Genomic DNA, 23,237 nt, shown 5'->3' on the forward strand with positions numbered 1-23,237 from the left:
TGTTAAAAAGAAGCGTTTAAACCAAAAATCAAGTTCCTTGTTTGCGGATAGGTTCCGTAATCTATACCAAAACCACCGTTTGTATTTGCAGAATTACCTGATGTAAATGCATTTACTTCCGGGTCAAATCCCGAATATTTGGTAAAGGTGAACAGGTTTTCGCCGGTTGCATAAACCCTGATATTGGCCAGCCTTAATTTTGAAGCAATTGTTTTAGGCAAATTGTAGCTTAGTGTGGCTGTTTTTACCCTCAGGTATGATCCGTTTTCAACAAAGCGGGTTGATATCCTTGAGTTATCGGTATTATTTACAGATGCTTTAGGGATATTGGTGACCTGGCCTGGTGTGGTCCAGCGGCTTAATATCGCGGTAGACTGGTTTTGTGGGCCTGTCATACCTTCAGTTTCGATACGGGTAGCGTTAAATATGTCGTTACCCTGCGAACCTTGCAGGAACAAAGTAAAGCTAAAATCTTTATAGCTGAATGTGTTAGTTAAGCCGTATATAAAATCGGGGTTGGGGTTACCAATAATGGTACGGTCATCTGCAGACGGACTGCTACTCTTTTCACCACTTTTTGTAAGGTATAATGCATTACCGGTTTGCGGATCAACACCCTCATAAATATACCCGTAAAATACACCCATTGGCTGCCCTTCCGTTACTAATGAAGCCTCGCTACGCCCCGAGATAGTGTTTAAGAAATACTGCTGACCATACAGAGCGGTAACTTCATTACGGTTAAATGAAATATTGAAGTCTGTATTCCACTGGAAGTCTTTTTGTACGATGTTTTTCGAGCTCACCAAAAATTCTAAGCCCTTGTTACGCAGCGTACCTATATTTTTCAGTGCAAAATCAAACCCAGTTGATCTTGGTACAGGATAAGTTTGTAACAAGTCTTTTGTATCCTTTATATAAGCATCGGCAGAAAAGGTAAGTCGGTTGTTTAAAATGGTCAAATCAATACCAATATTGGTTTGTTTGGTCTCTTCCCATTTAAGGTTCCTGTTTTCAATTGAAGATGGATAATTACCCGGCTGAATATTACCGCCAATGATGTAATTTGAACCACTGCTTACGCCGCCTAAGTAAGAGTAATAGTTACTATTGCTTATTTGATCGTTACCTACAATACCGTAACCGGCCCTTAATTTCAGGTCATTGATCACAGTAACGTCTTTCAGGAAACTTTCTTCAGATAACCTCCAGCCTGCAGAGAATGACGGGAAATAACCCCAGCGTGTATTAGGCCCGAAAACTGACGAAGCATCTGCACGGAAGTTAGCGGTGAACAGGTATTTACCGGCATAATCATAATTAACACGGCCAATAATCGAGTTGTTAAATTTCTCTGACTTGTTATTGTAAGCCGAACCTATAACTGAACCGGCATTAGTTGTTGGAATAGTGTTACCAGAGAAACCGGTAGTTTGGATGTATGTATTCTCGTAACGATATTTCTGTGCAACAAACCCGCCCAAAATGTTAAAGTTGTTTTTGCCTATTTTTTTTGCATAGGTTAAAGTATTATCAGAGATCCAGTAGTTGGTTAAATTGGTCTCGTTACGTGCAATGCCATTGTTTTGGCGGCCGTAAGAAGTTAAATACGGATCAAGAAAATAATCACTTACCGCATTAATGTAATCAATACCCAGGCTGCTCCTGAACTTTAAATCGGGTGTGAATTTTATTTCTCCGTAAGCGTTACCCAATAAGCGTTGGTTTTTATATGGCCTTGTTGAACCATAAAGGCTGGCCAACGGGTTTTCCCATTGTTGGAAAGGGTTGCTGGCATAGGTGCCATCTGCATTAAATATGCCGATGTTGGGCGGCGTAGTTAATGCACCTAACAAAACACCTCCACCATTAACATTGGTATCATCAGTAATGCTTACATCATTGTAACGGGTATAAGCAACGTTAGTGCCTATGGTTAACCAATTATTTACTTTTTGATCAAGGTTTACCTTGAAGTTGGCACGTGCCATTTCCGAGCTCTCTATTACACCCAGTTGCTTTGCAAAGCCACCCGATATGTAATAGCTGGTACCCTCATTTTTGCCTGATACGGCTAACTGGTAATTTTGTGATGCGCCTGTTCTGAATATCTCATCCTGCCAATCGGTGTTTGCATTATATTTTGTCCAATCGGTGCTGTAACCTAAATCTGTGGCTAATTGGCGATACTGATCGGCGTTTAGCACATCAAGTTTTTTCCTTACAGATGCAACGCCGTAGTAAGCAGACAGTTCAACCTTAGGTTTTGCAGTGGTACCACGTTTGGTAGTGATCAAAACTACACCGTTTGCACCCTGTGCACCATATATAGCTGCAGACGAAGCATCTTTTAGTACAGATATGCTTTCGATATCAGCAGGGTTTAGGGAACGGGTATCTTGAGCAGGTACGCCATCAATAACGTATAACGGGCTGCTTCCCGCGTTAATAGAGTTTGTACCACGTATCTTGATACTTAGTGTTGCCGACGGGCTACCAGATGGTGATACAACCTGTACACCCGCTGTTTTACCTTCAATCAGGTTACCAATTTGGGTATTCGGTCGTTGATCGAGATCCTTTTTACCAATAACCGATACGGCGCCTGTAATATCACCTTTGCGTTGTGTACCATAACCTACAACAACAACCTCGTTCAGGGCTTTGTTGCCTTCGGCAAGTACAATGTTCATTACTGTCTGTCCCGATACCGCTTGCTCCTTAGTAGCGAAACCGATATAAGAAAAGATCAATGTGCTGTTAGGTGCGGTATTGATACTGAAAGCTCCGTTGACATCTGTGGCGACGCCGGCATCACTATCTTTTACCCTAACACTTACGCCTGGAAGGGTCTCGCCCTTCTGGTCTTTTACTGTACCCTTTACGATAATGTTTTGTCCGTAGGCAAAAACACTAGCCAATAAAAACGTACAGAATAAAGTAATTCGTTTTTGCATAACTTTTTGAATATGGTTTATGAAATTTGGTTTTCATTACAGCCCGAAGAGCATGTAATAATTAGACAAATTTGGATGCAATACTTCTTATTAACAAGTTAAATCTGATATAATTAACTGATAAATAACACGTTATAAAAAACGTGATACACATAAGCGCCGTTCTTTGAGACGGAAAGTATGCACTGATAATCAAGGGATAAAGTGATAACCAAAGACTTAAAGCTATAGAATAACGATACGTATAAACACCCTCATTAAGGTTTAAAATTGTTACAATACAATGGCGATATTGGTAGTTTATGCCTGCTATTCGAGCACTAATTTGCTCCAGCCTTCTTTATTTTCCTGCTTTAATTCTTTCTTTTTATCGACCATCAGCTTTTTTATCTTGGTGCTGTATGACCAACAGGTACCCTGCCGGATATTTAATATAGCCGATAGTTTGTGCGAGGATATTTTCCCTTTGCTGGAGTACATCAGGAATAACAGGTAAAAAGCCTTGGTAATAGGGATGCGTGAGTGTTGAAAAATAGTATGGGCAATTACAGATTCATCGTAATCGCATTTTGCGCAGCGCCGGCTGTGGGGCGTGTGCCCGGCAAAGCAATGATCATTACCGCATTTGCGGCAGGTGTAGCCGTAGGCCCATTTCAGGTTGGCTAAATAGGCAAAGCAACTTTCATTATCGGGATATATTTTGCTGAACTCCTCAAAATCCACCTCTTCAGACATAATGCGGGAACGGGTAACCTTAACAACGCTGGTTTGCAGTTCTTCGTTATCCTTTTCTAACAACACATTCATCCTCGAAATTTCTTCGGCCTGTTCTATTAACATCTCGTTATTTTGGGCAAGCGCGAAATTTTGCGCTTCCACAATCGCGCTTTTTTCCTCTAATTCCTTTGTTCGCAGATGCACCAGGTGTTCAAGTTCTTTATTCAGGATATGTTGCAAGTCCCGGCTTTTTTTCATCTCAACTATCATGAGCCTTTGTGCTTTTTCTTTGGTACGCTTAAGCCCGCTCACCTGTGCTGCAATGGCCAGCGAAAGGAAAACCATCTCAGCTATAAAACTGATAGTAAGACTATAATAAGTAATGGCACCGAAATTTAACCAGCCTATATGCAGCATGATCAGGATCTTGTAAACAAAACCGAAACACAAACAGCCATAACCTATCACAAAATAGAGGGCGGGCCGATACCCTTTTCGATATACTACCACACCAGTGCTAAAAGCCAGCAATAACGGTATAAACTCTATAAACTTGTAATTGAATAAACTTTTGTCGAATACAAAGCAGAACAAGAAAAAGGTTATCCTTGCTATTATAGTAGTAACTATAACCTTATCTAAAAGAGGGGCGTTTGTTCGGGTATGTAGCAGCGCACGGGTAAAAAGTAAACAAAACGTACTTATCAGGCACAGGGCTATGGCAAACGCATATTGGTTAAAAGCCGGTATCGAGGGCCAGATGTATTGAAAGGCCAGCCCATCTACACACATCTCATATAAACCTATGCTAAACAAGTAAAGCATATAATACAAGTATTGCTTTAGCTTTACTGCAACAAACATGAGCAGGTTATAAAACCCGAAGATCAGGATCATGCCGTAAAATATCCCAAACGAGAAATATTCATTATTTGCATACTGTACAAACCAGTTCACGGACCGGAGCACAATAATAATATCTGCTGTTTGATGCGACCTGGTCCTGAAGTAGTATACAACATCTCCGTTGAACTGCTTAAGGCCTATTTCAAAGTTTTTATGCTTAATCTCGCGATCTGCGAAAGGTTCGGCGTCACCCAGGTGTTTAACAGTATAACCTTCCTTGCCGTTAGGCAAATACGCGGTTATATGGTCAATTGTCTGATCAAAAAATTCGAGCAGCCATTCTTTACCCGTATCCGATCGATGTTTTATTTTTATTCGGTACCAATAAACCCCATTCAACCGGGTGTTTTGAGGGGTGCTGGTTAAACTGGCGCTGAAGCGCCTATCAAAGGCAGGGCTTTTTACCTGGTTGAAAGAAAAATTACCACCGGGATCTTCTAATCTTTCAATTTCTTTAAAAGTAAAAATGTGTTGGTACTGTTTATCATCAATAGCAACCCTCTGCTGTGCGTGAGTAATACCCGGTGCAAGCAGGTAAATAAAAAACAATACAGAAAAATAACGTAAAACAAAATTCATTTAACAATAGGCGATATAAAACAAACCGTCAAATATCCGTTTTATTGCCTTAAAAAACCATCCTTTTTACTGTCAGCTAACAGCAATCAGCACAGGATTATACAAATAAGGCCCTCGAAAGAGGGCCTATTTAAGATGCTAATGGCAGCATTGTTTCTGTCATTTAATTATTGAAATATTAATAAACTTATTTAAAAGCGCGGTATCTCAGGTCCGTCATAAGGTTTCTCCATCGCATCAGCTATTCTTTGTAAGCGGTGCCTGCAACGATGGTCTTTTGCGTCAGCCATCATCAAATCTAAGTTGCTTTTTACAGCTTGCTGCACATTAGTTTGTGTGGTTGCCCTGTCCAGGCGTAATGTTTCCGGTAATTTGGCATGTTCAAAATATGCGATCAACTCTTCGTCTGTCATCCGGCAAAAATAAAAAGACCATTGACATGCCGGTCATTAATCTTAAAAAATAAATGAAGTTGAAGTATTTCGCCTGTTTATAATTTCCTGGAAATCTTCCTGATGGCTGAATTGCCGTCTGCAAGAAAAATTCCAAATGTGGTTACGGCAATCCCATTGGGGCCTGATAATATAGCCTGGTCGGCTGGCCCGTCCTGGTATCCAGCCTCGTGAAAAGGCATGATGGTCGTTTCTATCCCTTCAGAACTTAAGTGGCTGATCTTGTATTGAAAAACACCCTGCAAAGTTACGTTATTCGTAATCAGGAAGAAGTTTTCTTTACTTGTCGGGTCGAAGTTTTTATCCCTTTTTGCGGGGGCAAAGTCTACAAAGCTTGTTTGTATCCCAAGCTTGGTAACTTTATAAAAAGTAGATACAGTGCCATCGAGTGTTATCTTCCGCAGTGATCTGCCAAAGATATGTGTTGCAGGGTCTGCGTCTAAAACCCAAAGTGTATTGTCTGCGGCATACCGGATATTGGATGCATATACAAAACGGGCGTTTGTTCCTTTGCCGTCAGCAGCCCCTTCAACACCTGTTTTGCCGGCTAAAATACTCGCAACTCCATTTTTGGTTACCTTAACGATCCTCCGGTTACCCTGGTCGGTGATATATAAAGTACTATCCGGGCCTATAGCCACATCTGAGGGTTTGTTTAGCCCTATACTTACCGGTATCGTTGTTACCAACCCGTTTTTATCAATTTTAACTACGCGGTTTTCAGCATATACGGCCACGTAAACTGTTCCTTTTGCTCCGGCTTTTACCCCGATAATATTGCTTGCAGAAGGGAATGTTGGAAGGTCAGAAACCATTGCGGTGTTTGTAATTTTGTATACTTTGCCTGCCACAGCCGATGTTGCGTAAAGGTTATTGTCAGCATCCCTGCAAATTCTGAACAGATTATCCAGTGCCGGATATCCCTGGAAAAATGTGCTTACCTCATACAAACTGCCAATGGATGAGCTACTGAAAGTGCTTGTTAATTGTTTGTTTTCATCAATCAATTTATTATCCTTCTGACAAGCTTGTAAAGCAATCAAGCTAAATAAAAGTGCAGATATAGCCTTTATCCTTACCTGAACTTTCTTTCCTGAAATGGTATATTTAGTATCCATATCACAATTTTTTAAGTAAACAATTGCTTATCTAAAAATGTGCATTTTTTCATTCGAGACCAATCTCAATAAACGATTGTCCTTAAAATGTGCGAGTTGTAAAAACGCCTGTGCTTCTGAAGCATAGGGTAGTGACATCCTTGTCACCTATCTTTAGATATGGTTGAAAAGTACCCAAGTAAAGAATGTTTAAAAGCAGTAGCCGCATAATAACCGTGAAAGTTTGCTATGGTATTAAGCGGCTCTGCTTGCTAACTCAAATAGATTTATAGGAAAACACAAAAGATCCAAGATGTCAGTTCTCAAGCGGCTCGCAGTAATGCCCCATGTTTTTAAGTAAGAGGATAACAGTCTCGACAGAAAAGCATTCACTCTGCACTCTTAAAATGTTGTCGCAATCCTCCAGATCAAAATTGATGCAACCGCCGGGAATATGCTTAGTAAGCATATTGATAATGGATCTTGACTGCGCGATATCTGTAACATCTGTTTTAAATACTTCAATCATGTTGCAGCTTATTTTGTGTTTAAAAATGATAATTGATACCCGTTTGTAACGCGATGCCCGTTTGTTTTAATTCTTTTAGAGGCACCCGTTTATTCAGGTTGTTAAAAGGCACCCAATTAACCTTTTGATCTTTCGAATACAGATCAAGTTGCTGGGTGAAATTATAACCGGCGCTAAGGGTTACCGAAAATTTTCTACTGATACTATAATCATAAAACAGGGTAGTTTTAAATTGCTGAACCTGCAAATAAGCATCATCCATTTTTTTTGATAACCTATATGTACCTCCTCCAATTCCAAAGTCATTATTTATCCCGATAGCACTTTTATTGTTTAACCGGTAAGTGAGTTTTTCTGCAACGGGCAGCGTTCCGGAAAAGTTTAATTTATCAGTAATGTTCCAGTCTATGCCCACAAGAGGTATCAGCACTGTTCCGAAGAACTGTTTGGAGAAAGCAACTCCTAATGAATAGGAAAACCTATCTGATGATCTGATCTTTAACAGTACAGCGGCGGAGTAGATCATATCGTTTGATGATATATTCTTAAAGTCTGAAGACAGCGTAGGAGTAAACGATGCGATTAATGCGTATTTTGTTGAAAAGGATTTTTGTAAAGTTAATGGAACCGATACGGATTGAAAAGTTGAACCACCGAACTGGTTATCAATGCCCGAAAATAGAACTGCGCTATATCCTAATCCAACTAAAAAAAAATCAAGCCGGCCATTATCTAACCTATTATACAGCGGTAGGGTCAATGTACTATTCACCTGGCTTATACTCATTCGCTTATTGTTGATTTTAAATGGAGAATAATTAAAACTACTCTCGAACGAGCCTAATGCCGGAGGAGGAAATGCCTGGGTTTTCTGAGTAGTGTCAGATTGTTGTGCGCTTAATTTAAATGTTAAGGCAATAAAGCAAAATGTAATTAAATACACGGGGTTTGTTTTCATAAGTGTCTTATATTTCATTAGGTAGTATTTTCCTTAAGACACGCCCGCCAGGTTTTACCCTTACCCAGTTTGCTATTTTGTTAAACGGCTTGATTTTTCTATGGATACCAACTATATGTGAGAACTTTTGCCCATGAGCTGCTGGAACGACATTTGTAATGATTAAAAACAATTATTTGCTATGGAAACGAAGTATTACATTGACCTGCACATCAAAACACCGGAGGGTTTTGAAACCAATGCAAAGTGTCCCGTATGCGCTATCCTTGTGGTTATCGCATAAACAATCCAATGCCGCCAATTATTAAGTCAACCAGTGCAATGTTATCAAAGATAAGAAGTGGAAATACTATACGTACATTACTGACCGTGACGCTCTTTTAACAGAGTTCTATGAAATATAGAGGTATAGGGCTGCTGCTACTGAAGCGCCAACTAAGGGAGCGATCACCGGGATCCAGGCATAGTCCCAATCGCTGGTACCTTTTCCTTTTATAGGCAGCAGCATATGTATGAACCGCGGCCCCAGATCGCGGGCCGGGTTAATTGCATAACCGGTGGTACCGCCAAGGCCCAAACCAATTACCCACACCAAAAAGGTTACAGGTATAGCACCTACCGAACCCAGGCCAACCGGTGTTTTGGCAGGTGTGATCTCGGCACCGGTAATATAAAATATAGTAAACAATAGCACAAAAGCGCCTATTACCTCGCTGGCTATGTTTGATATATAATTGCGTACTGCCGGGCCTGTGCAAAATACACTAAGTATGGCAGCCGGATCATTAGTACGTTTAAAATGATCATAATACATTATCCAAACCAAAAACGCACCAATGCAGGCGCCTGTAAACTGGGCTATGATATAAGGCATTACACTTGCCCAGGCAAATTTGCCGGCGATGGCCAATGCAATGGTTACAGCAGGGTTGAGGTGCGCCCCGCTGTACGGGCCTGCTACAACTACGCCAACAAAAACAGCCAGGCCCCAGGCGGTGGTGATCACCATCCAGCCGCTGTTATTGCCCTTGGTATCTTTCAAAACTACGTTGGCTACAACGCCATCGCCTAATAGTATCATTAGCATGGTGCCAATAAGTTCGGCTACAAATGGAGACATGTTTAAATATTTAATCGTGAATGTTAAATTGATACAGGTTGACCATTGTTAGACCAGCATTGGGCTGTGCTTACTGCCCGTTTCCAGCCATCTATTCCTTTTTTTACATCTTCCAGGTCATCCTGAGGTGTAAATATGGCTTCAACTGCCCATAGCTGCTGAATTTCTGCTATATTTTTCCAGTAACCAACAGCAAGGCCGGCCATATAAGCAACCCCAAGTGCGGTGGTTTCAACCACACCGGGCCGTATCACCCTACAGTTTAATACATCCGATTGAAATTGCATCAGCAGGTTATTAGCTGTGGCCCCGCCATCTACACGCAACTCTTTGATCTCCATTCCTGCATCAGCTTCCATCGCTTTAAGCACATCCATGGTTTGGTAGGCAATTGATGCCAGTGCCGCCCTGGAAATATGAGCAGCCGTAGCGCCACGGGTTAGCCCAACTATGGCCCCTCGTGCTTCAGCGTCCCAATATGGCGCCCCCAGGCCTGCAAATGCCGGTACAAAGTAAACGCCGGCGGTATCTTCTACCGATGTAGCCAGTCTTTCAACATCTGCCGATGTTTTTATAATACCCAGGCCGTCGCGTAGCCATTGAACAACAGCCCCGCCTATAAAAATGCTGCCCTCAAAGGCGTAAGTAATTTCGTCATTAATTTTCCAGGCTATGGTGGTTAACAGGTTGTTTTTCGACTGGATAAATTCATGTCCTATATTCATCAGCATAAAACAACCGGTACCATAGGTGTTTTTAACCATGGCTTTATCAATGCACATTTGCCCAAACAATGCCGCATGCTGGTCGCCTGCTATCCCCGCTATAGGGATTTTATGAGCAAATACACTACCTGATGTTTCCCCGTAAATTTCACTCGATTGTTTTACTTCCGGCAACATGCTTTTGGAAATGTTAAATAGCTGAAGTAACTCCTCATCCCATTGTTGATTGCGGATGTTAAACAGCATAGTACGGCTTGCATTGGTTATATCAGTGGCATGCACTTTGCCGTTAGTGAATTTCCAAACCAGCCAGCTGTCCACAGTGCCAAAGGCCAGTTCACCTGCTTCTGCCTGTTCCCGCGCACCATCAACATTATCCAGGATCCATTTTATTTTTGAGCCGGAAAAATAGGCATCAATAACCAGTCCCGTTTTTTCGCGAATAGCATCACTGCGGCCGTTTTGTTTAAGCTCCTCACAAAAGCCGGCAGTTCGCCTGTCTTGCCAAACAATAGCGTTGTGTATAGGCTCACCTGTTTTACGGTTCCATACAATAGTCGTTTCGCGCTGGTTAGTAATACCAATTGCTTTAATATTCGCGCCGCTTAAGCCGGCTTTTACTGTAACTTCAACGGCCACTGCTATCTGGCCCGCCCAAATTTCATTCGGGTCGTGCTCAACCCAGCCGGGTTTTGGGAAATATTGAGTAAATTCCTTTTGTGCCGACGCTATAACCTTACCGGCATGATCAAAAATTATGGCGCGAGAACTGGTAGTTCCCTGGTCAAGGGCTAAAATATATTCCTGCATAATTTGGTTTGGTTAACCTTGGTTTATTTATTGAATATCACGTTAATATTAGTTATTTTAAAGCGGATGTTAATACATAATTTTTTGCCGTTTGATTAAACGCCTTAATCTGTTCTGTCTCCCATACTGCATCTTTTTTAAGTTCGGTCGCCATCAGACGGGCTACTTCGGGGGCCATTTCTATGGCCAATCGGGCATTTAAGAATAGCACACGGGTACGACGGGCCAGTATATCTTCAACGGTGCGGGCCATTTCATTTCTTACCGACCAGATCACTTCGCCTTTGGTATAGCTGTCTTTTGCATTGACGAGGTTTTTCCAGTCGGGATCTTCATCGTATAAAGCCAAAACTTTTTTAATATCGGCACCATAAACAAACAAATGGTTGTTACGGTCAGGATTGGGGCAACTACCATGGATAGGTAACCCGGCAGTTTTGCAGGGCCTTTTTTTTAGCCCGCCTGTTTCAATGGCCTTGTCAATAAGGTCTTCGCCCATTTTACGGTAAGTGGTCCACTTTCCGCCAGTCATGGTGATCAGGCCGGATTCGGACACTATCAGCTTATGACTGCGCGATATTTCTTTTGTTTTTGCCGATCCGTTTTGCGGCGCGGCAAGCGGCCTTAGCCCTGCAAATACACTCAGTACATCCTGGCGGGTTGGTGTTTTGGTGAGGTATTTTCCAGCTGTATGTAAAATAAATTTCACCTCGGCATCTAAGGCTACCGGTTCAAGACTGGGAGAGTCGATAGGGGTATCGGTGGTTCCGACGAGTAGTTTGCCATGCCATGGTACAGCGAACAATACCCGCCCGTCTTCGGTTTTAGGTATCATAAGGGCGTCTTCTGCCGGTAAAAATGAACGGTCGAGTACAAGGTGTACACCCTGGCTGGGCCTAACTATCGGTTTTTTCTCCGGAGCATCCATTTTAAGTATATCATCTACAAATACACCAGTGGCGTTAATAATTACTGTGGCCTTTAATTGATAAATTTCCCCGGTTTCAATGTCACTGGCAATTACTCCGGAAAGATGTTCATTGCTGTTTTTAAGCAAGCCTGTTATCTTAAAATAGTTAAGTAGGGTAGCACCTTGTTCCATAGCGGTTTGTGCCAGGTTAATGGCCAGTCTTGAATCATCAAATTGACCGTCATAGTATACTACACCACCGCGCAGGCCTTTTTCTTTTAAGCCGGGCAGGCGATTTAAAGTTTCTTTTTTTGATAAATGCTTCGCGCGGCCAAAGCTCAGTTTGCCGGCGAGGATATCATAAACTGTTAAACCGATGATATAAAAGAGGCCTCCCCACCAATTATAGTTCGGGATTATAAAACTTTCTTTTTTTACAAGGTGAGGCGCATTTTTTAAAAGTAACCCTCTTTCACGCAATGCCTCACGAACCAGGCCGATATAACCCTGGGCCAGATAGCGCACCCCGCCATGAGCCAACTTGGTTGCCCTGCTGGAAGTTCCTTTTGCAAAATCGGCTTGCTCCAGTAGTAATGTCGAATACCCCCGCGAAGCAGCATCAACAGCGGCACCAAGTCCGGTAGCCCCACCACCTATAATGATCAAGTCCCAGGTTTTGTTGGTGTCGGCTATATTCAGCAGGTTACTTTCTCTTTTAAATAGGTTCAACTTATTTCAAAATGTTTTGATATATTTCAAATATATTAAAAGTGAAATAAAATGAAATTAAAAATAGAATAATTTTTTGTTATTTTATTGGGGATAAGAATAGCATGACATTACCTACAACGAATTTTTCTGTTTAATTTAGTCGCAATGAGTAAAAATACCGACCGGCATAAGTTTATCCTGCAAAAAGTTGAAGTTGATGGATTTGTTAATGTGCAGGACCTGAGTAACGAATTAAGCGTTTCGGGTGTCACAATACGAAAGGACCTGAAACTTTTAGAAGGTAAAAACCTGCTTTTCAGAACTCACGGCGGCGCCAGCAAAACAAACCCTTATACCAATGACCGCCCGGTAGCCGAAAAAGAAAGGCTGAATGCACCCGAAAAGAAAAAGATTGCAGCAGCTGCCGTTCCGTTAATAGGTGCTAACGATTCTATTATTATAGCATCAGGCACCACTATGCTCGCTTTGGCACGAGCTATTCAACCCAATAAACATTTAACAGTAGTTACCGCTGCATTGCCGGTAGCATTAGAACTTTTACAACATCCCGAAATTGACATTATTCAATTGGGCGGGCAGATGCGAAGCACATCATCATCGGTAACAGGCAATTATGCGGAACTCATGCTGGGCGATATGCTATGCGGTGTGTTGTTTTTAGGCGTTGATGGCATCGACCCTGAAATTGGCCTTACAACCACCAATTTGATGGAAGCTCGTCTTAATCAGAAAATGATCAGTGCCGCGCAAACCACTATTGTTTTGGCCGACAGTACTAAATTTGGTAAAATGGGACTGGCAAAGATATGTTCGTTAGACCAGGTACACGAGATCATTACCGATAGCGGCATTAGCCCGGTTATGCTAAAGATGTTACGCGAAAAAGGAGTAAAAGTTACTGTAGTTTAATATTTGGGAAAGGTTAAACTTTAATATCTTTTGATTGTCTTCTTTGATAAAGACAGCCTTTTGAGCACAAACGGGAAAATTATAGGACTGATCTGAAAATACTTCCGGCGAATTAGTTTCATCGGTTTTAAAGTGTATCATTGTATAACCTGTTCTTTTAAGCGTAACAAAAATTATCTTCATTAAACCCGGCTTGTCCGGCAACCCTCATGGATACCAGAAATTTAGCGGATCAATTATTTATTGCCCGTCAGGAAAAAGAAGAATTAGCTGCCGAATTAGAACTCGCTAACACCGAGCTTGATTTTCAGAATCAGGAAAAGGGCAAGCGTGCTGCTGAACTTATCATCGCCAATATTGAGCTCGATTTTCAAAATGAAGAGAAACAGAAGCGCGCAAGTGAATTAATTATTGCCAACAGGGAGCTTGACTTTCAAAATGCAGAGAAGGCAAAACGCGCCGCCGAACTCATCATCGCCAATAAAGAAGTTATATTTCAGAATTCCGAAAAAGAAAAACGGGAAGCAGAGCTGGTTATTGCCTATTCACAATTGGATGCGCAAAACCGTGAGCGGGAAAAACGTGCTGCCGAATTGATACTGGCCAATACCGAGCTGATCTTTCAAAACCAGGAAAAGGAAAAACGCGCCGCCGAACTCATCATCGCCAACAAAGAACTGGTCTTTCAAAATAAGTTAAAGGAAAAACTGGCAGCCGAGCTGATCATCGCTAATAAAGAACTGATTTTCCAAAATCTTGAAAAGGAAAGACGCGCTAATGAACTCATCATCGCCAACAAAGAACTGGTTTACCAGAACCAGGAAAAAGGAAAGCGCGCCGCGGAGCTCATTCTGGCCAATATTGAACTGGACTTCCAGGACGAAGAGAAAGAAAAGCGTGCTGCGGAGCTTATAATTGCGCTTAAAGAACTGGGTTTTCAGGATGAAGAAAAGGGAAAAAGAGCGGCGGAACTGATCATTGCCAATCGGGAATTATTGGTTCAGAAACTGGAAAAAGAAAGGCGAGCGGCAGCAGAAGCAAAGAAGGATGAGTTTTTTAATATGGTAAGTCATGAATTTAAAACACCTTTAACCAATATAAAAGCCATTAACCAACTCCTGGAAAAAACAACCAATAAGACTGATAAAAATTATCCCTTTATAATAAACGCAAATCATAGCGTAAAACGCCTGGAGAAATTAATAGAAAACCTGCTTGATGTTACTAAGATCAATTCAGGGCAAATAGATTTGAATATCGCGGCCTTCTATTTTCCGGACGCGCTGACAAACAGCATTGCAAATATCCAGCTGATCTCCAACCAACATGAGATACGGCTGGAAAACTCAGTTGATATCCTTTATACCGGTGACCAGTTCAGAATTGAACAAGTGCTGATTAATCTGTTGACCAACGCTATTAAATATTCCCCGGATGCGAATCAGGTAGTGGTAAATGCAAAAACAGATGCTAAACACATTATTGTAACTGTACGGGATTTTGGAATAGGCATAGCCAAAAAGGATATCGATCAATTGTTCCAGCGCTTTTACAGGGTCAGTGAAACAGCGATGCTTTTTCAGGGGGTGGGCCTCGGCCTGTTTATCGCCGCCGAAATTATAAAAAAGCATAACGGCGCGTTTAGTATTGAAAGTGAACAAGGTAAAGGAAGTAGTTTTTCCTTTACCTTGCCTTTGTTAAAGGTAGAAAAACCTAAATAATCCCGTAAAGATTCCTGTCTAAAAACGAATTACGGAACTTTCCCTTGGGATCGTATGTGGCAACAACCTTTTTAAAGTCCGCCAGTTTCTCGTACCGGGACGCCAATACTTTTGGCGCAATGGTAAATAACTTACCCCAGTGCGGGCGTACGTTAAACGGTGCCAGTTCTTTTTCGATAATAGGCAACAACTTCATTACTGCGGCGGTTTCTGGTTTCCATGTGAAGTGTATGGTGACCGAGGTTTGGTTATGGCAGGGGCTCATCCATAAATTGTCTGCCGCAATGGTGCGGATCTCGGTAATAAACAAATGCGGTCCTATTTGTTTCCCTAACCGGGATATGGCCGAAATGGCTTCTACTGCATGATGTAATGGCACAAAAAATTCGGATTGTAGTTCTTTGCCTGTGCTGGGTGTAAAGCCCATTTTGAAATGCGGCAAACGCTCATACCAAACGCCGGGAACACCCATCTGGTCGGTACATTTCTCGGCTGATTGTTCTATAACAGGGTGAAGGTTCTTAGTGGCTGCTTTAGCGCCATAAAATTCTGTCTCGGTATGGTCTTTTTCGGTATCTACGCGACTTTTTATCCAAACCTCGCTCACATTTTCATTCTGCCAGTTAGTAAACAGGCTAACGCTGTAGCCCGCAGATACGATCTTTTGAAAATTCTGCTTTACCTGAGCCAGCGGCATATTAATAAATACACGCTGCCTAACCATAAAAGTCGGGATGATATCCAGCGTAACTTTTGTGATCACACCAACGGCGCCTAAACCAACTACTACGGCATTGAGTTTTGCCGCATCTGTAGTTTTAGAGAAATGCAACACCGAACCATCAGCTATCACTACCTCTAAACCGCTAACCGAACTGGCCAGGTTCCCATTTTTTATACCTGAGCCGTGCGTAGCGGTTGTAATAGAACCAGCAACTGAAATATGTGGGAGCGAGGCCAGGTTATGTAAAGCAAAGCCCTGTGTGTGCAGGTAGGGGGCCAGCTCACCATACTTGATGCCTCCTTCTACGGTAACTGTTTTTGCTTTTCTGTCCAGAGAAACTACTTTATTAAGGTCGCGGGTTGATACCAGGTCGTATTTGCTATCGGCAATAGTATTAAAGCAATGCCTTGTGCCCAAAGTTTTGAGTTTAGGGTGCTTTTTAACCAGTTGCTGCACCTCGGTTACTGATTTTGGATATTGCACATTGCCCGTGCTGTAGGTGAGGTTGCCTGCCCAGTTTTTGAGCCTTGGTGCTTGTGCCCATGATTGAAGCGGTGCCAGCAATGGGCCGGTCGCCAAGGTAGTACCCAACCGGATAAAGGTTTTTCTTTTCATAAAAGTTCCAGCTTAAATTGGTTAATGCAATGTAGAGCTAATGTTTTAAAAAAGGAAGGGGAGAAGGGTTTTATAAAACGCTCATGCAATAAAAATGCTATTACCTTGCCCAGTTATGCTGCTACTTAAAATTAAACAGGTTAATCGAAACTGCTCAAAACATCTCCCGAGTAAATGGCTTCTGCAATTATTCTTCAAAAACATGCGATCTGCTTTGCATACTAATTATTCAGCTCATTTGAATTGATGTTGTGCTATGGTTATATAATGCCTGGCCTTTTATTTTATTAATACAAACTTAACCTTTAAGTATCCTTCGCTTAAGATGGCGGGCTTAGTTTTGTTGCCAAGGTTTCAAGGTTGATTGCACATAATTAATATTCCTTCAAGAAAATGTGCTTATCCTTTTTAAAATAATAATACTACTTAACACTTCTAATATTAATGCCTATGTAAAATTAACTTAATAGTCTATATGGCAATAAATTAAAACCGGTGAATGCACTAACATATCACACGATATAAACAATTGTCAAGTAACTCAAAAAGTGGTCGAATACTTTAGTGTCATCTTCTTACAATCATTTTTAAAATATGAATATAAAAATTACTCATGATCTTTTGGCTCGGTTTTATGTAAAACCATTTATAATTTTGCTGATCATGATACAAGCGTTTTCATCTAACGCTACAGCTTTCCATAAAATTCACAATCAGGCAATACAAATATCAGGGACCGTTACTGATGAAAATAACCAACCTTTACCCGGTGTAAATGTTCGCGTTAAAAATACCACACAGGGTACCACTACAGATATTAACGGTAAATACACCATATCTGCAGAGCCGGGTAATATTTTAGTTTACACTTTTATTGGATACATTCCTCAGGAGGTTCCGGTTGCTAATGCCGGCACCATCAATATTAAGTTAAAACCCCAGGCAAACATGCTTAATGAGGTAGTAGCTATTGGTTATCAAACTATGCGCAAAAGTGATATTACAGGTGCTATCTCAAGTGTAAAAGCTTCTGAGCTGAATTTGGCCGCGCCAACACTTGGCCAGGCCCTTGTAGGCAAAGTGGCAGGTGTACAGGTATCGCAAACAAGCGGTGCACCTTATCAAAGCACCAAGATCCGTGTACGAGGTGTGGGTTCGTTTAACGCCAGTTCAGATCCGTTATATGTTATTGACGGCTACCCGGCTAATAACGATGTTTATATCAATCCGGACGATGTAGAGTCTATAGATATTTTGAAAGATGCTGCATCTGCGGCCATTTATGGTTCAAGGGCTTCGGGAGGTGTGGTATTAATTACAACCAAACGTGGCAAAGAAGGTGCCGGTAAGTTTGAATATGATGTACAGTTAGGCAGCGACCAACTGGCCCATAAAGTTAAATTGCTTAATTCTGATGATTTTGCCCAGCTGGTTATAGACGGCCGTAATAACGCATACCACGATCTTTGGGTAAATACCGGCCACGTCTGGAACGATGCCATGTACTCAGACGTTAACGCAACCCGTGTTGCTAATGTGGGTAACGCAGGCAGCGTACAGGTCCCTGCTTACTTGTATGATTTTCCAACGCAAAGCCTTATCCACCAAACGGTAAACACCGATTGGCAGGATGAGCTTTATCAAAATGCTTTCTTTCAAAAGCATACGCTTTCTTTCTCAGGTGGCAGCAACGGAACACGTTACTACCTGAGCGGTGGCTACCAGAACCAAAAAGGTATCATCGTATCATCGGGTCAGGAGCGGTATAACTTTAGAGGCAACGTAGAGTCGGACGTTAATAAAAAACTGCACATAAGCGCTAATATGGCTTACACCTCTAACTTCAACCGCGAGATACAGGAGGGTAGGTTTGACCACGGGCCTATATTAGGCGCGCTGATTTATATGCCATTCTTCCCGGCCTATAATGCCGATGGTTCATTAGCAACCAACAGGGCCGCTGCCGAGTCGGCTGCTTATGGCTACCAAAGTATCGAAAACCCGGTTGCCCTGGCTACCCGTACAAAAATCAGCAGAAAGGGTTACCGTACCAACATTAATGCCGCTGTAAGTTATAAGATCATAGATGACTTAACCTTTAAAGCCAATCTGGGTACAAATACTTACAATGAAAAATACGATTACTATTTGCCTACCAACCTGAGTAATGGTGCTAACCCTCCGGGCTCGCCGCAATCAATCGCAGCAGCTACTGCCACGGCTCAAACCACCAATATAGTTGATCAACTTGCGGAGTTCACCCTTAATTATAACAAGCAATTTGGCAAACACCATATCGACGGACTTGGTGGTTACACCATCCAAAAAAACATGCGCGATGCCATTAGCGTTTCCGCAAAGGGTTTCCAGAACGATAATATCCCCGAGATAACCGGTAAGGGTGCCGATGCTACAAACTTTATATTAAACGGGGGGCCTACAGGTAAATCAAACTTCACTTTGCTATCATACTTTGGCCGTGTTGGTTATAACTATGCAAGCAAGTACTTTTTAACAGGTTCGTTCCGTGCAGATGGATCATCACGTTTTGGGCCACAGAACAAGTATGGTTACTTCCCGTCGGTAGCTGCCGGCTGGACAGTGTCTGAAGAGCCATTCTATCATGACCTGCTTGGCGAGCAATCTACCCTTAAGGTACGTGCAAGCTGGGGTTTAAGCGGTAACTATAATATTGGTAACTACGGGTATCTGCAAACACTGGCAAGCCCTACAGGTGTGGTATTTGGCGCCAACAGCGCTGTGTTATCAGCTACTTATGCTAACGGTATCACCGACGAAAAGCTAAGCTGGGAATCAACCTCGCAATACAACGTTGGTTTAGACGTAGGTTTGTTTAAAGGCCGTTTATCAATAATTGCCAACTACTATTTAAGTAACTCTTACAACCTGCTTTACAACCAGCCAATCTCTGCGATATCCGGCAGTACCACTATTTTAACCAACCTGCGCAACTCCGAGATCAGAAATAAAGGTTTTGACCTGCAATTGGATGGCCGCGCAGTTAATGCAAAAGATTTTACGCTAAACTTAAGCGGAAATATTTCTATCAACCGTAATAAAGTAACTAAACTGAGCGGTAACAATACCATTATCATTAACGGTGCCGAGCGTTCGTACTTAACCAATATTACCCAACAGGGACAGCCGGTAGGTATGTTTTACGGTTTTAAAGTAGCCGGTATAGTAACCGAAGAGAACATAGGCAAAGTAGCTCCATCTTCATCACAATCGAATCCGCTGCATGTGGGCGACCTGTATTTTGAAGATACCGACCATAACGGTATTGTAAACGATGCTGATAAAACCATCATCGGCAACCCGTACCCGGATTTTACCTACGGTTTTGCTGTAAGCGCTACTTACAAAAAAATAGATTTGAGCGCATCATTCAATGGTTCGCAGGGTAATGATGTGTTAGATGGGCAGGATTACTACCTGTACAACATGGAAGGTTCAGGTAACAACTATGCTGATGTTGCTAACCGGTACCGCAATGCCGCCAACCCGGGCGATGGTACTGTTTACCGTGCATCGCGCGCAGGTACGCAAAGTAACAGTACACGTTTATCTACCTTCTATCTGCAGGATGGTTCGTTCCTTCGTTGTAATAACATCACTATGGGTTACACCCTGCCAAAATTAGCAATAAGCAAATTAGGCCTGAGCAACGCGCGTATTTATGCCAGCGTGGTTAACGCCTTTACAATTACTAAATACAAAGGTTACAACCCCGAGGTAGATTATAACTTCAGCAGCGGTGCATCAAACAGCACCCAACCACCAAACCTGGCCCCGGGTATCGATTACGGTGTTTATCCATTGGTGCGTTCATTTAACTTAGGTATCAGGGCAGCCTTTTAATAATTTAACATTAAAGAGATGAAAAAGAAAATAATATTGATTGCAAGTGTTGCGCTTTTAGCTTCAGCAATGCCATCATGCAAAAAAGATTTTTTAGAACAAACAGACCCTAATGCTATTGAATTGGGTACCAGCTTCCGTTCGCCGGATGATGTGCTGGCCGCGGTGAACGGTATATATCAATCATTACGCAGCAGCAATAACATAGGCGAGAACAGCGGTTTGTGGACAGACGAACGCTCTGACGATACCGGCCGGAATGACAACCAGTCTAACGCTGGTGAGCCTTTCCAGTTTGGTGATTTTTCCCTATTGCCAAGTAATACTTACTTAAAAAGCCACTGGGTGTCATTATACAGTACTATATCAAGGGCAAATATTGTTCTGGCAAATATTGACCGTGTAACTTTTGCCGATGCCAACCTGAAACAACAATACACTGCCGAAGCGAAATTTTTACGCGCGGTGATGTATTTTGAACTGGTGAAGACCTGGGGCGATGTCCCGTTGGTAACCAAACAGTTTAAATCTGCAGATGAGGTAAGCGAGAATACCTTCCGCGAAAAACAGGCGCTGGTTTATGCACAAATAGTAACCGACCTGAAAGATGCTTTGGCCAGTAACTTGCCAAACCTGCAAAGCGGGGCTGGTCTTGGTCGTGCGTCAAAAGCTGCTATTAACGCAACCCTGGGCCAGGTTTATTTAACTATGGCTACCACACAGGATCCTGCTGCCCGCACAGCTAATTTAAATGATGCAAAAACCTACCTTACCACAGCGTATGGTATGCGTACCTTTGGGGCATTAACAACCATACCTTATACAGATGTGTTTGATGTTACCAAGAAAGCTACCTGCCCGGAGATTATCTGGCAGATAGTGAACAAACAGGGCGACCCAACCTATAGCTCATCTATTGCCGCTAATAACCAGGCAAAAGGAGAGACGATCAACTCACTTAAACCGGCATCCGGTTCGGGCGGTAATGTTACGCCAGATCTGATCAAGGAATACGAAGCGGGTGACCCGCGTATGGCTTTCTCGGTTAAATTCGCTAATGATCCTATTGTGAAGGATTATTTTATCACCAAATTCAGGGATGCAAGTGCAGGTGCTTCAAACCTGGGCTACGGCGGTAACGATTGGATCCTGATCCGCTTTGCTGATGTAATGCTGATGCTTGCCGAAGTGAATAATTATCTGGGAGACCGTACAGGCGCTATTGCCCTGGTTGACCAGGTACGCGCCCGTGCGGGCTTAGCTTCGTATGCTGCAACTTTGGCTGCAAACCCAACTTATGCCGCTAAATATACCGACCTTCGCCTTGCTATTTTGCATGAGCGCCGGATAGAGCTTGCCTTTGAGCATCACCGCTGGTTTGACTTGCTGCGTACGTTTAGTACCGATGAGTTGGTTGCATATTTCAGGGCTAAAAGCCAGGCTGATTTTGGTATCCCTAAGTTAGCTAACTTTGCAACTAAAGACCGGTACTTCCCAATTCCGTTTGATGAAGTGAAACTGAATCCCGAAAAGATGTACCAGAACCCCGGATATTAATCCGTAATTTATTAAACTTACAATAAGGAGGGATTTTTGTCCCTCCTTTATTATTTACAACCATTTATTAATATTTATATGAAAACTAACATTACCGTTCTGATATGGGTTATTGGTTTTGCAATTTGCGGCCCGGCGCTTGCACAAAATAAGATTTTAGTAACTGCTCACCGAGGCGACTGGCGCAATGCACCTGAAAACTCCTTAAAAGCATTTGAATATGCCACTGCTATGGGTGTGGATATTATTGAGCTGGATTTGAAGAAAACAAAAGATGGCGAAATTATCATTATGCACGATGCAACTATTGACCGTACCACCAATGGTAAAGGCAAGCCGGCAGATTATACCCTGGATGAGATCAGGAAATTTGGATTAAAAAATGGTTTGGGGCGTGTAACCAATAATCACATCCCAACACTAAAAGAAGTAATGATTGCTCTCAAAAATAGCAATGTTAAAATAAACCTGGATAAGAGCTACGATTATTATGTAGAAACTTATGCTATTTTGAAAGAAACCGGCACTATAAAGCAGGCTATTTTTAAAGCCGAGGTTACGTTCGATGAACTAAAACAAAGATATCCGCAGCTTATAGATAGCATAATATACATGCCTGTTGTTAACCTAAATAAGCCCGAAGCAAAAAAGATCATTATTGATTATCTTAAAAACATGAAGCCATACGCCTTTGAATTAAATTTCACAAAAGACACCTCCAGCGTTTTAAGTGATAATAAATTCATTACTCAAACCGGCGCTAAAGTGTGGATAAATTCATTGTGGGCGTCGCTTAACGCCGGCCATGATGATGATACAGCCATTGAAGATGGTAATTTAAAAGACAGTTGGGATTGGATAATTGCACATGGGGCTACCATAATTCAAACAGACAGGCCGGAACAAATGCTTAAATATCTCAGGAAAAAGCAATTGCATAAATAACCACAATAGTTAGCATAAAAGGTGGGCAAATGCCGCATTTTTTCATAATAGTGCTTTAGGGTCTTTGATGTAGTAGGCGAGACATGTGATGTATTTGTCATTAAAAGGTAAGTTTATCAGCAGCAAAACATGGCTTCCCAAACCTATTGCCCGGTCAGAACCACGCATTAGCGGATTAACACATTAAAACAAAGCAGGATAGGGTTTCTTTAATAAAACTACATTTAAGATTATAAAAAACGACCGGTCATTTTTTCATCTTTTAGGCAATTTTAGTGCACAATAACATACAATAACCCGTATCTTTTTACGTATTTAATATAAATTACAGCATATGGAATAAACAGATTTTTACTTTAACGTTTATCTTTTACCCAATGAATTACAAGATC

15 protein-coding genes are annotated in these 23,237 nt (G+C 42.0%); 5 read left to right on the forward strand and 10 right to left on the reverse strand.

Annotated elements, in window-relative coordinates; all coding sequences use genetic code 11:
- Positions 1 to 2: 2 nt before the first annotated feature.
- The 9 genes from WC743_RS02875 to WC743_RS02915 all read right to left on the reverse strand — a co-directional run bounded on the left by WC743_RS02875 (position 3) and on the right by WC743_RS02915 (position 12,489).
- Positions 3 to 2,957 (reverse strand): SusC/RagA family TonB-linked outer membrane protein, encoded by a 2,955-nt coding sequence (locus tag WC743_RS02875; RefSeq protein ID WP_373010253.1) that lies wholly within the window; start codon positions 2,955 to 2,957, stop codon positions 3 to 5.
- 309 nt (positions 2,958 to 3,266) lie between these two features.
- Complete coding sequence (locus WC743_RS02880; RefSeq protein ID WP_373010254.1) at positions 3,267 to 5,159, reverse strand: 7TM diverse intracellular signaling domain-containing protein; 1,893 nt, start codon at positions 5,157 to 5,159, stop codon at positions 3,267 to 3,269.
- Between the two features lie 191 nt (positions 5,160 to 5,350).
- Positions 5,351 to 5,572, reverse strand: coding sequence for a hypothetical protein (locus WC743_RS02885; protein WP_373010255.1), 222 nt, complete (start codon positions 5,570 to 5,572; stop codon positions 5,351 to 5,353).
- Positions 5,573 to 5,649: 77 nt separating this feature from the next.
- Positions 5,650 to 6,729: a hypothetical protein gene (locus WC743_RS02890; RefSeq protein WP_373010256.1), complete on the reverse strand. Its 1,080-nt coding sequence runs from the start codon at positions 6,727 to 6,729 to the stop codon at positions 5,650 to 5,652.
- Positions 6,730 to 7,024: 295 nt separating this feature from the next.
- Positions 7,025 to 7,237 (reverse strand): hypothetical protein, encoded by a 213-nt coding sequence (locus WC743_RS02895; protein WP_373010257.1) that lies wholly within the window; start codon positions 7,235 to 7,237, stop codon positions 7,025 to 7,027.
- Between the two features lie 19 nt (positions 7,238 to 7,256).
- Positions 7,257 to 8,195 carry a DUF6268 family outer membrane beta-barrel protein gene (locus tag WC743_RS02900; RefSeq protein ID WP_373010258.1) on the reverse strand — a complete coding sequence of 313 codons (939 nt, stop codon included), beginning with the start codon at positions 8,193 to 8,195 and terminating at the stop codon, positions 7,257 to 7,259.
- Between the two features lie 391 nt (positions 8,196 to 8,586).
- Positions 8,587 to 9,315 (reverse strand): MIP/aquaporin family protein, encoded by a 729-nt coding sequence (locus tag WC743_RS02905; protein ID WP_373010259.1) that lies wholly within the window; start codon positions 9,313 to 9,315, stop codon positions 8,587 to 8,589.
- 23 nt (positions 9,316 to 9,338) lie between these two features.
- Complete coding sequence (gene glpK, locus WC743_RS02910) at positions 9,339 to 10,850, reverse strand: glycerol kinase GlpK (protein WP_373010260.1); 1,512 nt, start codon at positions 10,848 to 10,850, stop codon at positions 9,339 to 9,341.
- A gap of 52 nt (positions 10,851 to 10,902) precedes the next feature.
- Positions 10,903 to 12,489, reverse strand: coding sequence for a glycerol-3-phosphate dehydrogenase/oxidase (locus tag WC743_RS02915; RefSeq protein ID WP_373010261.1), 1,587 nt, complete (start codon positions 12,487 to 12,489; stop codon positions 10,903 to 10,905).
- Between the two features lie 147 nt (positions 12,490 to 12,636).
- On the opposite strand from WC743_RS02915, the gene WC743_RS02920 reads away from it, so the two are divergent.
- Both WC743_RS02920 and WC743_RS02925 read left to right on the forward strand, forming a co-directional pair.
- Positions 12,637 to 13,401 carry a DeoR/GlpR family DNA-binding transcription regulator gene (locus tag WC743_RS02920; protein ID WP_373010262.1) on the forward strand — a complete coding sequence of 255 codons (765 nt, stop codon included), beginning with the start codon at positions 12,637 to 12,639 and terminating at the stop codon, positions 13,399 to 13,401.
- A gap of 209 nt (positions 13,402 to 13,610) precedes the next feature.
- Positions 13,611 to 15,122 (forward strand): ATP-binding protein, encoded by a 1,512-nt coding sequence (locus WC743_RS02925; RefSeq protein ID WP_373010263.1) that lies wholly within the window; start codon positions 13,611 to 13,613, stop codon positions 15,120 to 15,122.
- Here WC743_RS02925 and WC743_RS02930 read toward each other — a convergent pair.
- A complete protein-coding gene (locus tag WC743_RS02930) occupies positions 15,115 to 16,461 on the reverse strand; it encodes an FAD-binding protein (protein WP_373010264.1) in 1,347 nt (448 codons plus the stop codon). The genes WC743_RS02925 and WC743_RS02930 overlap by 8 nt on opposite strands.
- Positions 16,462 to 17,055: 594 nt before the next feature.
- Here WC743_RS02930 and WC743_RS02935 point away from each other — a divergent pair.
- The 3 genes from WC743_RS02935 to WC743_RS02945 all read left to right on the forward strand — a co-directional run bounded on the left by WC743_RS02935 (position 17,056) and on the right by WC743_RS02945 (position 22,845).
- Positions 17,056 to 20,343: a SusC/RagA family TonB-linked outer membrane protein gene (locus WC743_RS02935; protein ID WP_373010266.1), complete on the forward strand. Its 3,288-nt coding sequence runs from the start codon at positions 17,056 to 17,058 to the stop codon at positions 20,341 to 20,343.
- An 18-nt stretch (positions 20,344 to 20,361) separates the two neighbouring features.
- On the forward strand, positions 20,362 to 21,900 hold the full coding sequence (locus WC743_RS02940) for a RagB/SusD family nutrient uptake outer membrane protein (protein ID WP_373010267.1): 1,539 nt from the start codon (positions 20,362 to 20,364) through the stop codon (positions 21,898 to 21,900).
- Between the two features lie 78 nt (positions 21,901 to 21,978).
- Positions 21,979 to 22,845, forward strand: a complete 867-nt coding sequence (locus WC743_RS02945) for a glycerophosphodiester phosphodiesterase family protein (protein WP_373010268.1) — start codon at positions 21,979 to 21,981, stop codon at positions 22,843 to 22,845.
- Positions 22,846 to 23,237: the final 392 nt, after the last annotated feature.

Origin of the sequence: Mucilaginibacter sp., assembly GCF_041660805.1 — a bacterium.
Classification (GTDB): domain Bacteria; phylum Bacteroidota; class Bacteroidia; order Sphingobacteriales; family Sphingobacteriaceae; genus Mucilaginibacter.

Bases quoted from the DNA above. Each gene is read 5' to 3' on its own strand.
- WC743_RS02875 (WP_373010253.1), bottom strand. From the start codon at position 2,957: ATGCAAAAACGAATTACTTTATTCTGTACGTTTTTATTGGCTAGTGTT.
- WC743_RS02880 (WP_373010254.1), bottom strand. From the start codon at position 5,159: ATGAATTTTGTTTTACGTTATTTTTCTGTATTGTTTTTTATTTACCTG.
- WC743_RS02885 (WP_373010255.1), bottom strand. From the start codon at position 5,572: ATGACAGACGAAGAGTTGATCGCATATTTTGAACATGCCAAATTACCG.
- WC743_RS02890 (WP_373010256.1), bottom strand. From the start codon at position 6,729: ATGGATACTAAATATACCATTTCAGGAAAGAAAGTTCAGGTAAGGATA.
- WC743_RS02895 (WP_373010257.1), bottom strand. From the start codon at position 7,237: ATGATTGAAGTATTTAAAACAGATGTTACAGATATCGCGCAGTCAAGA.
- WC743_RS02900 (WP_373010258.1), bottom strand. From the start codon at position 8,195: ATGAAAACAAACCCCGTGTATTTAATTACATTTTGCTTTATTGCCTTA.
- WC743_RS02905 (WP_373010259.1), bottom strand. From the start codon at position 9,315: ATGTCTCCATTTGTAGCCGAACTTATTGGCACCATGCTAATGATACTA.
- glpK (WP_373010260.1), bottom strand. From the start codon at position 10,850: ATGCAGGAATATATTTTAGCCCTTGACCAGGGAACTACCAGTTCTCGC.
- WC743_RS02920 (WP_373010262.1), top strand. From the start codon at position 12,637: ATGAGTAAAAATACCGACCGGCATAAGTTTATCCTGCAAAAAGTTGAA.
- WC743_RS02925 (WP_373010263.1), top strand. From the start codon at position 13,611: ATGGATACCAGAAATTTAGCGGATCAATTATTTATTGCCCGTCAGGAA.
- WC743_RS02930 (WP_373010264.1), bottom strand. From the start codon at position 16,461: ATGAAAAGAAAAACCTTTATCCGGTTGGGTACTACCTTGGCGACCGGC.
- WC743_RS02935 (WP_373010266.1), top strand. From the start codon at position 17,056: ATGAATATAAAAATTACTCATGATCTTTTGGCTCGGTTTTATGTAAAA.
- WC743_RS02940 (WP_373010267.1), top strand. From the start codon at position 20,362: ATGAAAAAGAAAATAATATTGATTGCAAGTGTTGCGCTTTTAGCTTCA.
- WC743_RS02945 (WP_373010268.1), top strand. From the start codon at position 21,979: ATGAAAACTAACATTACCGTTCTGATATGGGTTATTGGTTTTGCAATT.